The organism is Nocardia fodinahabitans, from assembly GCF_052983615.1.
Genome location: NZ_JBRJJC010000001.1, coordinates 3,544,807 through 3,558,085, shown reverse-complemented (window position 1 = coordinate 3,558,085; position 13,279 = coordinate 3,544,807). Strand labels below are relative to the sequence as shown.

Sequence of the window (13,279 nt, the reverse complement as noted above, 5' to 3'; positions counted from 1 at the left end):
TCGATCCCGCATAACCCACGCCGACCTGCGCGAACACCGTGACGAAGCAGGCCCGAAACACCCGTCGGCGCGGGGCCGAAAGCTGAACTCACCTGTACCGCAGCAGGATTCCCAGACAATGCCCAGGTCAAACCTGCGCGCTCCGCTAACCGGGACAGGACCGGTGAGATATTTCCGACAGCGGCTCCGACGTGGCATCGCAGTAATCCAACCGTATGGTCTGTATCAAGATTGTGCGACACAGCACACCCCTGGCTAATTCTGGAACAGTGGCGTTCGCCACAGAGGGGGGTCTACCAACCGGTAGGTACGGATCGCCGGGGTCGACACGCCGGGGCCGGCCTGGGCATCGAGCCGCGCGGCCCGGTCGCACCGATGCCGGGCCGGCACTACTGTGAGGCTGACCACAGGGGGGTCCTCGACACTCGGTGTGTCGGGTCGCTGCCTGTCACGCTGACACAACGAATCCATGACAGTTTCGCCATGCCCAGTGGAGCGCACGACCCGGGGAGAACCTATGACCGGCACACTCACCTGGCTCGGCGGAGGCCTCGCCTCACCCCGGCGCCGGGATCCCGAAACGGGCTCCGACCTGGCCTACAACCATGAACAGGGCGGTTACGTCGTCACCGGTGCCGCCGTGCTGTTGTTCGCCGCGGTCGCGGGGATCGTCACCGCCGCTGCCCTCGCCGCCGCCGACGGAATCGGCGCGTTCGCCGTCGTCGCGCTCGCGCTGGTCGTCGCGGTGGCCGCCGCCGCGCTCGGTCGCGCGCTGGCCACCACCAGGCCCGGCGCCACCGACCGGGCCGCCACCGCCGCCCGGATCGGCGTCGGCGTGCTGGCCGGCGTGCTCGTCGCCGAGCTGGCCTCGACTGTGCTGCTCGGCGGCACCGTCGACCGGGAACTGGACGTGCGGGCACTGGCGAGCGCCGAGAACGCGCCGGGCGTCGTCACCGCGCGGGCCGAGTTCGACCGGGCGAGCGCCGACCGGGCCGCCCTGGACGTGAGCATCGCCGAGGCGCAGGCCGATATCGACCGCGCGCTGGTCGTCGCCCGGTGTGAGTACAACCCGACGCCGGAGTGCCCGCAGACCAGGATCACCGGCGTCCCCGGCCGTGGTCCCGAGGCCCAGACGGCCAATGACATGCTCGACGACTCCCGCAAGCAGCTCGCCACCGCGCAGGCCCGCACCGATCAGCTCGACCAGCAGGTCCGCACCGAGACCGCCGAGCTGGCCGCCGCCCGCGCCACCGCGTTCGCCGAGGCCGACCGCGGGCTCGGCGCCCGCTGGCTGGCCATGAACGGCTACACCGCCGACCACGCCGGAGCCGCCGCGCTGCGTCTGCTCATCCTGCTGGCCGGTGTCCTGCTCGCCCTGCTGCCCCTGCTGCTGCGCTGGTGGCGCGGGGAGACTTCGCTGGACCGCCGGGTCGACGCCGCAGAGGTCGCCGACCGGGCCCAGCGCGCGGCCGACGCCGCGATCGCGGTGAAGCGGGCCGAGGTGCGCACCGAAGCCGCCGCTTTGCGCGCCGACCACGAACTCACCGCGGCGCGCCTGGCCATCGAGGCCGACACCGTCATCGATCGAGAACGCCAGCGCACCAGGATCATCGCCGCCATCGGCGGCTTCGAGCTCGGGATCACCGAGCCGCATCGAAAGGACGACTCCGTGGCTCTGGAGCCGAACGTCTCCCCGCAGCAGCTGCCCGCCGGGTACCTACCCCACGCGCTGCCCACCGCCGCGCCGCAAGCCGGTTCGCTCGTGCCCGCCCAGCCGGTGGCCACCGCCGCCGCGCCCGCGCAGGCGCCGACCGGGGGCGGCGGGCTCGAGCTGCCGATCATCGGCACCGTGCCGTTCACCGACACCGCCGCCCGCTGGATCCGCCCGCTGGTGCCGTCCTTCGTCGCCAACGCGATCGACTCGGCCACGCACCCGCTGCGCACCGCCCGGCAGGCGTTCGAGGAGGTCGAGGAGGTCACCTTCACGCTACGCCGCAGCCGCAAGGTCACCGTCGACACCCAGGATTCGCAGGCTCAGCAGCAGCAGATGATGGTGCCGCCCGGCTACCAGCTGCCGGGTCAGCCTGCGCAGGGGTACCTGCCCGCGGGGTACCCCCAGCAGGGCGCGCCGCAGTACAACCCGTACGCCCAGCAGATCGCCTCGACCGTCGTCGACGCGCCGTCGACCCGGTACCACCCGGACCCGCGCCAGTACCAGGCCGCGCCGACCTACACCGCGCTCCCGGCCGGTCAGGGCAACACCCTGCCGACCGCGGACGGGTACGGGGAACTCCCGGGCGGCAACGCCAACGAGCTCCCCGGCGGCGGTCAGCGTCAGCTGCCGCCCGCCCGCTGATCACCAGGTCGGCGACAGGTTCCTGCACGGCCGTCCACCCACCGCCATCCACCACACGGCCCGCGGAAGGCAAGCCACCGTGGGGCCGGCTCGATACCGGCCCCACCGTGGACTCATGCGCGGGTGTTCTTCGTCCGCACCGCGCTGACGGCCGCGAACAACAGCACCGCGACGATGCCGAGCACCGTCAGGTGGATACCGCTGACGAATGCCTGGTTCGCCGAGGACAAGAACTCCTGCGCCACCGCGGCGGGTAGCTCCCTCGCGACCTCGACCGCGCCGCTGAGCGAACCGGATGCCGTCGCCACCGCGTCGTCCGGCAGCAGCGACAGGTCGAGGCCACGGCGGAAGATCGCCATCACGGTGCTGCCGAGCAGGGCGACACCCAGCGCGAGACCGGTCTCGTAAGCGGTCTCCGAGATCGCCGCCGCCGCGCCCGCGCGTTCCTCCGGCGCCGAGCCGACGACCAGGTCGGCGGCCACGGTCATGGCCACACCGGCACCGAGGCCGATGCCGACGAAACCGAGCACGAACGCCTTCGCGCCACTGTCCGCGTCGACCAGGAGGAAGGCCGTCGCACCGAACGCCGTCACCACCAGCGCGCCGGCCAGCACGACCGCCGCGCGCCAGCGCCGCACCAGCCAGGCCGCCGCGAGCGAACCGAACACGCTGGCCGCGAGGCCGGGCAGCATCAGCAGACCCGCTTCCAGCGGCGAGCGCCCGAGCACGAGCTGCAGGTACTGCGAGCCGAAGAACAGCACACCGGCCAGCGCGAACACCGCGAGCAGGTTGGTGAACACCGCGACGCGGAACCGGGGCAGCGCGAACAGCCGCAGATCCAGCATCGGATCGGCCAGGCGACGCTGCCTGCGCACGAACAGCACGCCCGCGAGCACGCCGGCCAGGCCGACCAGGAGCGCGCCCACCGTCGGGCCGTGCGCGGCGGTTTCCTTCACCGCGTAGACCACCGGAACCAGCGCGAGCATCGACAACACCGCACTGAGCACGTCGAACCGGCCCGGATTCGGGTCCCGCGATTCGGGGATGAGCAGCGGCGCGAGCGCCAGCAGCACCAGCATGACCGGCAGGTTCACCAGGAACACCGAGCCCCACCAGAAGTGCTCGAGCAGCCAGCCGCCGACCAGCGGACCGGCCGCGGCGCCACCACCGGCCATCGCGCTCCACACGCCGATCGCCAGGGTGCGCTGCCGCGCGTCCTGGAACATCGACCGGATCAGGCCCAGCGTGGCGGGCATCAGCGTGGCACCGGCGACACCCTGCAACACGCGCGCCGCGATGAGCATCTCGGGCGAGACAGCCCAGGCGGCCAGCGCCGAGGCGATGCCGAAGCCGACGGCGCCGATCAGCAGCAGCCTGCGCCTGCCGATCCGGTCGCCGAGGTTGCCCATCACGACCAGCAGGCCGGCGAGCACGAACGAGTAGACGTCGATGATCCAGAGCAGCTGCGGGGTGCTCGGGGCGAGGTCGGCGCTGATCGCGGGCACGGCCAGGTCGAGCACGGTCGCGTCGACGGCGAGCAGCAGCAGGGCTAGGGCCAGCACACCGAGACCCGCCCACTCGCGCGCGGTGGCGCGCGGCGGGGCGGATGCGGTGGCGACGGGGGTGTTCATCGGTTCTCGACTTTCTGAGTTGGTAAACCGTCCAGACGGTACAGTAACAGAGAAACCGTCCAGACGGTACAGTGATCGCCGTGAGCCCCGGCACCCGCGATCGCATCCTCGACGCCCTGGAGACCCTGCTGCTCGAACGCGGCGCGGCCCAGATGACCCTCGACAACGTCGCCGCCGCGGCGGGCGTGTCCAAGGGCGGGCTGCTCTATCACTTCAAGAGCAAGGACGCCCTGCTCGTCGGCCTGGTCGAACGACTCGGCGAGCGCGCGAGCACGCAGCTCGCGGAGATGCGGGCCAACGGCACCCCGGTCGCCGAGTGGTACCTGCAGACGCCCGACCCCACCACCCAGGCCGACGCCGTCGAACTCGCGCTGTACCGCTCCCTGCTGGCGACCATGCGCACCATCGACGCCTCGGCAAGCAGTGAACCCGACGCGGTGCAGTCGGCCCTGGACGGCGTGATGACCGCGTGGTCGGACGGCCTGGACGACGAGGTCGACGATCCCGTCCGCGCCGACAACATCCGCCTGGTCGGCGACGGCGTCTACCTGCGCGCGCTGCTCGGCCTGCCGCCACTCGATCCCGACCGCTACCGCGCCGTCGTCGATCGGCTGCTCGAGCGCTGAGCACACCATTTTCAGTGGACATGTGTACTCCGAACCGATTTCCAGCCGAACGGTACGCACACGACGGCGGCGGGCGCCGGAAAATAGACCACTGACTGCTCATATAGCGGAACATTTCGACCAGTGACCTGAGCTACACATTGCCGCAAAGCGCCATCCTCGGTTTACAGTGCGAGAGTGATCCAGCGCAACGGACCGAAGCGCGCGGCGCCGTGGGGCTCACCGCTGCTCGGTCCGGCCGAGGAGAAGTCGTCCATCCGGCGGGTCCGCGTGCAGCTGCTGCTGACCGTGCCGTTGCTCGTGGCCAACCTGATCGGCATCACGATGATCGTGGTGCTCGCCGGCTTCGTGCTGCCCGGCCCGACCGTCTTCACCGGGCAACTGCTGCTGATCAATGTCGTCTTCACGCCGCTGTGCGCGGTCCTCGCGCTGGCGATCGGCACCGTGTGGGGCACCGTGGCCGGCCTGCGCACCATGCGCTGGGCCACCGACCCCGACCACGTGCCGACCCCACCCGAGCAGCGCGTGGCGGTCTCGGCGCCGCGCTGGATGGTGTTGCAGCAGGCGGTGCTGTGGTCGCTGGCGCTGGTCACGCTGACGATCGTCTACGGCGTGGCCGATCCAGCGCTGATCCCGAAGGTCGGTCTGTCGATCGGCGCCGCGGGCATCGTGGTGTGCGCCAACAGCTATCTGATCGTGGAGTTCGCGCTGCGGCCGGTGACCGCGCGGGTGCTGCAGGCCGACCCACATCGGCGCCGCGGCATCGGCGTGTTCGGCCGGACCATGCTGTCGTGGCTGGTCGGCGTCGGTATCCCGGTGGCGTTGTCGATGATCGTCGCGGTGTGGGCGCTGGCCGATCCCGCGGTGAGCAAGGCCAGGCTGGCGGTCTGCGTGCTCAGTCTGGGCGGCTCGGCGCTGCTGTTCGGGATGCTGCTGATGGCCCAGGTCGTCGCGGCGACGGTTGCCCCGATCAAGGGGGTGCGCCAGGCATTGCGCCGGGTGGAGGACGGCGATCTCGACACCGAGATCACCCTCTACGACGGCACCGAGCTCGGCGACCTGCAGAGCGGTTTCAACCGGATGGTGCACGGCCTGCGCGAGCGCGCGATGATCGAGGACCTGTTCGGCAAGCACGTCGGCCACGACGTCGCGATGGCCGCGATCGCCTCCCAGCCCGTACTCGGCGGCACCGAGACCGAGGCCGCCGCCCTGTTCATCGACATCATCGGCTCGACGACCATGGCCGCCACCCGCCCCGCCCCCGAGATCGTCGGCATCCTCAACCGCTTCTTTGACATCGTGGTCGACGAGGTGGAACGCCACGGCGGCCTGCTCAACAAGTTCGAGGGCGACGCCGCCCTGGCCGTCTTCGGCACCCCCGCTCCCCTACCCGACCTGGCGGGCTCGGCCCTGTCCTGCGGCCGCGCCATCCAGCGCCGACTACGCGACGCCTCCGACCTGAACGCGGGCATCGGCGTCGCCGCGGGCCGGGTCGTCGCGGGCAATGTCGGCACCCACAACCGCTACGAGTTCACCGTCATCGGCGACGCCGTCAACGAAGCGGCCCGCCTGTGCGAGCTGTCGAAGAACTACGACGAACGCCTCCTCAGCTCGGCCACCACCCTCGCGGGCGCCGCCGAATCCGAGGCCGCCCACTGGGACCTGGGCGAAACAGTCACCCTCCGAGGCAGACTCACCCCCACCCACCTGGCCCTCCCCAAACCATCAGGACAAACCCTGAACCCGACCGCCGCGAACACACAGTCGTCCGACGCGCACTGATCCATCCCGACAGCACCGTCGGCCTGACCCGACCGACACGCACCGACCTCGAGGAGGGCAGGCCGACGCAGTCAGCCGTCGGCGGCCGTCCAGCCGGTCAGGCGCCGGGGCGCAAGCGACGAAGAAGCAGGCCACAGTGCCTGACCGGCAGACCCGAAGGGCCGCCGACCCGAGCGCACCAGCGCTCCAAAACCCATACCTGCTGGTGGGACCTGCCCCGCGCATCCCTTCCCACACCCGCCCCCGACCGATCAACCCGACCCCGCACGCCCCGATCTCGAGGAGGGGCAGGCCGACGAAGTCGGCCGTCGGCGGCCGTCCCGTCGGTCAGGCGCCGTGGCGCAAGCGACGAAGGAGCAAGCCACGGTGCCTGACCGGCGGGACCGAAAGGGCCGCCGACTCGAGCGCGCCAGCGCTCCAACTAAACTGCCCACGTGCGTCCCGCCGTCGAAGCGGTCGGCGCCGTCGGGGCGGGAACCGATCCGGCACCGGCGTCCGCGCCGTCGCCGCACTCTCCGCCGACGGTACTGATCCGGCCCCTGCGTTTCCGCGAACTGCTCGACGAGCCGTTCGCCCTGATCCAGGCCCATATCCGGGCGCTGGCGGCACTCGGCGGCAGCGCGCTCGTGCTGGCCGTGCTCGGCGTGCTCGGGGTGACCGGCCTGGTCTCGCACCTGACCGACGGTTCCGACGCGGGTACGGCGTGGGCGGCGATCCTGGCCACGGCGGCCTTCCTCTGGCTGCTGCGCCTGGTGCTGCGCGGCGCGACCGTGGCGATCGCGCTCGCCGACTTCGGCGGGGTGCGCTTCGGCGCGATCGCCGGGCTGCGGGCGGCCGCCCGGCGCGCGGGTCCGCTGGTGCTCGCGCAGATCATGTTCTCGCTCACCGGCATCGGTGTGCTGCTGGTCGGCAGTCTGCTGATCATCACCTATCCGCTGGCGCTGCTCTGGTTGTCGAATGTGCGGGCGCGGCGGTTCGTCGCCGAGCCGGTGATCGTGGGCGAACACGCCGGATTCGGGGCGGCCGTCGCCCGGTCGAAGGAGCTGGTGCAGGGCGCCGATTGGACCGTGGCCGGGTTGTGGCTCACCCAGCGGGTCATCTTCGCCGTCCTCGCGGTGCCCGCGTTCGGTGTGCCGTTCTATCTGTCCGACTTCTCCGGCACCCATCGCTGGGCCTTCATCACGCTGCTGGTCGGCGGGCTGCTGCTGGTGGTGACGGTCAGCGAGATCGTCGAGGCGACCAGCCGCGCCGTCTGCTACATCGACCGGCGGTGCGCCCGCGAGGGCATGGACATCCGGATACCAGGTGAGACCCGATGACCGGCAATCACTTTCCCGGGCCCGAACATCACGGCCAACCGCTGGAACCGTCTCGCGCGACGCCGCACAACGCGGCGCCGCCATCACCACGCCTCGGCGCCGCCGCCGATCATCGCGCCGCCGCCGAGCAGGCCGCGCATCGCCGTGACTACGACAGCGCGCTGCGGGAACGATTCCGTGCCGTGCTGCGCGCCCTCGAACAGGGCGGCACCCTGCCGGTCCGGCGCTCGCGCACCGCGCAGGAGACCGCCGACGACGCGACCACCGCGCTCCCGCTGGAACAGTCCACCGAATTGCACCCGGCGGCACGCAGTTTCGACGAGGTCGTCTACGGCGGCCGCGCCGCCACCGAGGACGAGTACCGCAGGCTCGAATACGCCGACCGGTACTCCCAGTCCGCGCCGCCGCCGGTCGCCGAGCCGGTCGAACTCGAGATCACCGAGCGCGAGCCCAAGCGCCGCAGGCAACTTCCGCCGCTGCCCGCGCTGCTGCGCAGTCCCAAGTTCTGGGCGACGCTGGCGGCAGTGCTGGCGCTGAGCCTGCTGCTGTACGCCACGATGCAGTCGTGCGGCGCACCCGACGCGCCGCCACCACCAGACCTTCCCGACATGCCGGATCCGCCCGATCCGCCCGATGATTCGGACTACGACCCCGACTTCGGCGCGGGCAAGGACTCGATCTTCACCAGCCTGCCCGCCTGGCTGGCCTTCGGCGGGCTGCAGTTCCTGATCGCCTTCGGCGTGCTGATGTGGTGGCGTGGCCGCAGGCGCGGCGCGCTGGTCGGCGAACCGCGACCGGTCGAGGTCGCCGCGAACGAACTGCTCGCGGGCCAGGCCGGCCTGTACCGTCGCTCCGGCGATGTCGAACACGTGGCCCGGACGCTGCGCACGGCGACGCTGCGCCGGATCCGGCCGCGCCTGGGCTCCCGCGATCTGACCGACGATCAGCTCGTCGACACCGCGGCGGCCCGCCTCGGCGTGCCCGCCCAGCAGATCGGCACCGTCCTGTTCGGCCCGGTGCCGGACGAGACGACCCTGTATTACGTTGCCGCACACCTCGAATGGATCGAGACGGAGCTCGGATGACCGACAACACTGTCCTGCAGAAATCGCCGAGCGCGGCGGAAGCCGGTGCGGCGCTGGCCGCCCTGCGCACCGAGATCGGCAAGGCCGTGGTCGGTAACGACCAGGCCGTGCTGTACCTGGTGCTCGCGCTGCTGTGCCGCGGCCACGTGCTGCTGGAAGGCGTTCCCGGCGTGGCGAAGACGCTGCTGGTCCGCGCGCTGGCCACCTCGCTGGCGCTCGACCACGCCCGGGTGCAGTTCACCCCCGATCTGATGCCGGGCGATGTCACCGGTTCGCAGATCTACGACCCGCATTCGGCCGAGTTCACCTTCCGCCACGGCCCGGTGTTCACCAACCTGCTGCTGGCCGACGAGATCAACCGCACCCCGCCGAAGACGCAGTCCTCGCTGCTGGAATCGATGGAGGAGCGCCAGGTCTCGGTCGACGGTCAGCCGCGGCCGCTGCCGGATCCGTTCGTCGTCGTCGCGACCCAGAACCCGATCGAGCAGGAGGGCACCTACCCGCTGCCCGAGGCCCAGCTCGACCGGTTCCTGTTCAAGGTCGACATCCGGCTGCCCGACCGCGACGACGAGTTCCGCATCCTGCAGCGGCACGCGAGCGGCTTCGATCCGCGTGACCTCGGCGCCGCCGGGCTGCGTCCGGTGGCCGGTCCCGAGCACATCGCCGCCGCCCGCGCCGCGATCGCGCAGGTGACGGTGAGTCCCGAGGTGCTGGCCTACATCGTCGACCTGTGCCGCGCCACGCGCAGCTCCCCCGCCGTCGCGCACGGCGCCTCCACCCGCGGCGCGACCGCGCTGCTGGCGGCCGCGCGCGCGTTGGCGTGGTTGAACGGGCGCGGCTACGTCACCCCCGACGACGTGAAGACCGTGGCGGTCGCGGTGCTGCGGCACCGGCTGCAGTTGCGGCCCGAGGCCGAGCTGGACGGGGTGAGCACCGAGGGTGTGCTCTCGTCGTTGCTGGTCTCGGTGCCGGTTCCGGTGTAGCGGCGTGGTCGTCACAGGCCGGTTCGCGCTGCTCGCTGCGATCGCGGGCGCGCTGGTGATGTTGCTGGCCCCGTCGTGGGTGGGCGTGGTCGGTGCCAGTATCGCGCTGCTCGCGCTCGCCGTATTCGATATCGCCCTGACCGCGCGGGCCGACGCGCTCACCCTCACCCGTGATCCGCTGACGGTGGTGCGGCTCGGCCGGGCGACCGAGGTCGAACTCGTCGTCACCAATACCGGCACGACCACGGTGCGCGGCATGGTGTGGGACGCCTGGCCCGACAGCGCGCGGGCCGATCACCGCACCCACCGCCTCGACCTGGCGCCGCGCACCCGCATCCGGCTGCGCACCGGTCTCATCCCCACCTATCGCGGCGATCGGGTGGCCGGGCCCGTCACCGTGCGGCTGCTCGGTCCGCTCGGGCTGGCGGGCAGGCAGGCGCGCGTCGACGTACCAGCCAGGGTGCGCGCGCTGCCGCCGTTCCGCAGTGAACGGCTGCTGCGGTCGAAGGTGAAGCGGCTGCACCATCTCGAGGGCCGCAATGTCGCGAACACCCGCGGGCAGGGCACCGAGTTCGATTCGTTCCGCGAGTACGTGGCCGGCGACGACGTGCGCAGCATCGACTGGCGCGCCACCGCACGCGCCGCCGACGTCCTCGTGCGCACCTGGCGGCCCGAACGCAATCGGCATGTGCTGATGGTGCTCGACACCGGCCGGGCCGGTGCGGGCCGCGTCGGCGATGGCACGCGACTGGATTCCTCGATCGAGGCGGCGCTGCTGCTCGGCGGTCTGGCCGCGGCTGCCGGTGACACCGTCGACCTGCTCGCCTACGACCGGCGCGTACGGGCCGAGGTGACCGGCGCGGGCGGCCATCAGCTGCCGCTCAAACTTATGCACACCCTCGCGGGGGTGACGCCACAGCTTGTGGATACCGACACCACCGGCCTGGTGCGGACCGTGATCTCCCGGGTCCGCAGGCGGGCGCTCATCGTGTGGTTCACCAGTCTGGACGGGCCGACGGTCACCGAGCACCTGCTGCCCGCGTTGCCCACGCTCACCAAGCGGCACCGGGTCCTGATCGTCTCGGTCACCGACCCGGATATCGCCGCTGCCGCCCGTGATCGCTCCACCGCGGGCGCCGTCTACACCGCGGCGGCGGCCGAAACCGTGCTGGCGGAGCGGGCGCTCGTGCAGGAGTCACTGCGCAGGCGCGGGGTCGCGGTGGTCGCGGCAGCGCCGGACCAGCTGCCGGAAGCGCTCGCCGACGAGTACCTGGAGCTGAAACAGTCCGGCTCCCTGTGAGTTGTGGACAACTGGAGTTGTCCACCGACGCTCACAGTCCATCCACCGGTTGACCAACAGGTTGTGCACAGGGCTGGGTCGTCCACAGGTTCAGACGCGCGAAACCTGCTGTCGCCGAGCCAGAACCGCGCCGAGGACGTGGTACGGCGGATACCCCGTCGGCACCGGGCGCTGCACGGCGGCGCAGACCGCCGTCACCAACTGGGCGCCGAGGTGGTGCTGCGCGGCCGGGGTGAGCGTGCGCAACCTGGTCAGATACTGGCGGACGGCACCGGCCAGCTCGTCGGACAGGCCGCTCGGATCGAGCTGGGACGCCCAGCCGCTCAACCACGGCGGGGCGACGGCGAGCGCGGGCATCGGCAGGCTCTGCCGGGTGTGCACAACCACCGTTCCGGCGAGCACGTCGCCGACCCGCCTGGCATCGCGCGAGCACAGTGAGCTGATCACCGCGACCGCGCCGAAGGCGCCGAGCATCCAGAAATCCACGATGGCGCCGGCCAGGCCGCGGGTCAGCGCGTGCCGGAAGTCGATCGGTCCCGCGTCGGCGCGCACCACACGCAGCCCGAACGCCAGCTTGCCGAGGGACCGCCCGCGCGAGACCGTCTCGCTGCACACCGGATAGACCATGAGCACCGTCACCAGCGTGACCACCCCGGTGACGTCGTACCAGGCCGAGTCGGCGTCGGCCGCGATCAGCGCCAGCACCGCGCCGTAGGCGAGCATGAACGCGAGGGCGAGCTGGATGCACAGATCGAGCAGAAAAGCGCCCGCACGGCTGGGGATGCGCGCGATCGGGAGCTCTAGCGCCACCGCTTCGCCGGTGGTGAATTCAGCCATGTGGCTAGCATTCCCGATATGGACACCGATGCCTACAGCTGGGCGCATCAACGGTCGTGGCATCGGTTGGATCAGCTGGTCCGCCAGCGCACACTGTCCGGCGCCGAGGCCGACGAACTCGTCCGGTTGTACCGGGCGGCTTCGCAACAGCTTGCGAAGATCCAGGGCCAGTCCGCCGATCCCGATCTCGTCGCGGGGCTCAGCGCGCTGCTCGCCCGGGCCAGGGGGCGGGTGCTGGCGGCCCGGTCGCAGCCGTGGCGCGAGGTCGGCCGGTTCTTCACCCGGCACTTTCCCGCGGCTGTGTATCGGGCGTGGCCGTGGTGGGTGGGGGTAACCGCGATCTGCCTCGCCGTCGCCGCGGTGATCGCGGTGCTTGTGGACAACTCCGCGGCGGCCCGGCGAGCACTGGGGATACCGGAGGGCGACCTCGATATCGTCACCGGACCTGGGGGAAAGTTCGAGACCTACTACACCGAGCACCCCAACGACGCCTTCGCCGCCCAGGTGTGGACACACAATTCGCTGGTGTCGGCGATCGCGTTGTTCACCGGCGTGCTGATCCTGCCCGCTGTGTATGCCCTGTTCATGAACGCGCTGAATCTGGGGATAACCGGTGGATTGATGGCCGACGCCGTCCGGCTCGAATCGTTCTTCGGCTTCATCCTCCCGCACGGCACGCTGGAGCTGACGGCGCTGTTCGTCGCGGGCGGGGTGGGGTTGAAGCTGGGGTGGACGCTGGTCGACCCCGGCCGCCGCAGCCGCGCGGCCGCGATGGCGCGGCAGGGCAAGGTGACCGCGACGGTGGCGCTCGGCCTGGTGGCAGTGCTGCTGGTGTGCGGCCTGCTGGAGGGCTTCGTGACGCCGAGCCCGCTGCCCGCACCCGTGCGGATCGCGTTCGGATTCGCCGCCGAGGCGGCGTTCCTGTTCTACGTATTCGGCATCGGTCGCCGGGTGGCCGACGAGCAGGACGCCGAAGCAGCGCTTCCTGTCGCCCTGCCCGACCCCGCCGACCGCTGGCTGACACCGACCGCAAAGACGCTGGACCGGGCCTGAACTCGCATCTGCACGTGCATTTGAACGGCAGGCAACTCTGAGCACACCTCGCCGAAACGGCGCCGGGCAATCGCCAGCTACGCGAGGTTACGAGATGGTGTCGAACTCCCCCATTTGAGTTCCGCTGGCCGCAGCGAGTCGGGCTCGAGCTGCGGCCAGCGTTACCGTCAACTGTACACAATCGTTATGCCCATGCAACCCCCAACGCGCAGGTCGGGGGTACTGATTGCGAACCAGCAAACATCTGTGAAGGCACCGATTTTCACAGTCTCAGCTAACTTCCGGCGCTACCCTGAAGCCGCTCTCG

General features: G+C 71.1%; 10 protein-coding genes. 8 read left to right on the top strand and 2 right to left on the bottom strand.

Annotation, left to right across the window (positions count from 1 at the left end; translation table 11 throughout):
• Positions 1–517: 517 nt before the first annotated feature.
• On the top strand, positions 518–2,356 hold the full coding sequence (locus NV348_RS16500; RefSeq protein WP_447147670.1) for a DUF4407 domain-containing protein: 1,839 nt from the start codon (positions 518–520) through the stop codon (positions 2,354–2,356).
• Positions 2,357–2,469: 113 nt separating this feature from the next.
• On the opposite strand, the gene NV348_RS16495 is transcribed toward NV348_RS16500, so the two are convergent.
• Positions 2,470–3,987 carry an MFS transporter gene (locus NV348_RS16495; protein WP_447147669.1) on the bottom strand — a complete coding sequence of 506 codons (1,518 nt, stop codon included), beginning with the start codon at positions 3,985–3,987 and terminating at the stop codon, positions 2,470–2,472.
• An 80-nt stretch (positions 3,988–4,067) separates the two neighbouring features.
• On the opposite strand from NV348_RS16495, the gene NV348_RS16490 reads away from it, so the two are divergent.
• From NV348_RS16490 to NV348_RS16465, 6 genes are all read left to right on the top strand, one after another.
• Positions 4,068–4,613, top strand: a complete 546-nt coding sequence (locus NV348_RS16490) for a TetR/AcrR family transcriptional regulator (RefSeq protein WP_447147668.1) — start codon at positions 4,068–4,070, stop codon at positions 4,611–4,613.
• Between the two features lie 177 nt (positions 4,614–4,790).
• Complete coding sequence (locus NV348_RS16485; RefSeq protein WP_447147667.1) at positions 4,791–6,395, top strand: adenylate/guanylate cyclase domain-containing protein; 1,605 nt, start codon at positions 4,791–4,793, stop codon at positions 6,393–6,395.
• A 434-nt stretch (positions 6,396–6,829) separates the two neighbouring features.
• On the top strand, positions 6,830–7,714 hold the full coding sequence (locus NV348_RS16480) for a hypothetical protein (protein WP_447147666.1): 885 nt from the start codon (positions 6,830–6,832) through the stop codon (positions 7,712–7,714).
• On the top strand, positions 7,711–8,799 hold the full coding sequence (locus NV348_RS16475; RefSeq protein WP_447147665.1) for a DUF4129 domain-containing protein: 1,089 nt from the start codon (positions 7,711–7,713) through the stop codon (positions 8,797–8,799). The genes NV348_RS16480 and NV348_RS16475 overlap by 4 nt, the downstream gene beginning before the upstream one ends.
• Positions 8,796–9,782 carry an AAA family ATPase gene (locus NV348_RS16470; protein WP_447147664.1) on the top strand — a complete coding sequence of 329 codons (987 nt, stop codon included), beginning with the start codon at positions 8,796–8,798 and terminating at the stop codon, positions 9,780–9,782. The genes NV348_RS16475 and NV348_RS16470 overlap by 4 nt, the downstream gene beginning before the upstream one ends.
• Before the next feature lie 4 nt (positions 9,783–9,786).
• Positions 9,787–11,082 (top strand): DUF58 domain-containing protein, encoded by a 1,296-nt coding sequence (locus tag NV348_RS16465; RefSeq protein WP_447147663.1) that lies wholly within the window; start codon positions 9,787–9,789, stop codon positions 11,080–11,082.
• Positions 11,083–11,172: 90 nt separating this feature from the next.
• Here the strand turns inward: NV348_RS16465 and NV348_RS16460 are convergent, their stop codons facing one another.
• Complete coding sequence (locus NV348_RS16460) at positions 11,173–11,919, bottom strand: RDD family protein (RefSeq protein ID WP_447147662.1); 747 nt, start codon at positions 11,917–11,919, stop codon at positions 11,173–11,175.
• 18 nt (positions 11,920–11,937) lie between these two features.
• Here NV348_RS16460 and NV348_RS16455 point away from each other — a divergent pair, with 18 nt between their 5' ends.
• Positions 11,938–12,972 (top strand): stage II sporulation protein M, encoded by a 1,035-nt coding sequence (locus tag NV348_RS16455; RefSeq protein WP_447147661.1) that lies wholly within the window; start codon positions 11,938–11,940, stop codon positions 12,970–12,972.
• The last annotated feature ends 307 nt before the right edge of the window (positions 12,973–13,279 follow it).

Excerpts from the sequence above, each read along its gene's own strand:
- NV348_RS16500 (WP_447147670.1), top strand. The coding sequence starts at position 518 with ATGACCGGCACACTCACCTGGCTCGGCGGAGGCCTCGCCTCACCCCGG.
- NV348_RS16495 (WP_447147669.1), bottom strand. The coding sequence starts at position 3,987 with ATGAACACCCCCGTCGCCACCGCATCCGCCCCGCCGCGCGCCACCGCG.
- NV348_RS16475 (WP_447147665.1), top strand. The coding sequence starts at position 7,711 with ATGACCGGCAATCACTTTCCCGGGCCCGAACATCACGGCCAACCGCTG.
- NV348_RS16470 (WP_447147664.1), top strand. The coding sequence starts at position 8,796 with ATGACCGACAACACTGTCCTGCAGAAATCGCCGAGCGCGGCGGAAGCC.
- NV348_RS16460 (WP_447147662.1), bottom strand. The coding sequence starts at position 11,919 with ATGGCTGAATTCACCACCGGCGAAGCGGTGGCGCTAGAGCTCCCGATC.
- NV348_RS16455 (WP_447147661.1), top strand. The coding sequence starts at position 11,938 with ATGGACACCGATGCCTACAGCTGGGCGCATCAACGGTCGTGGCATCGG.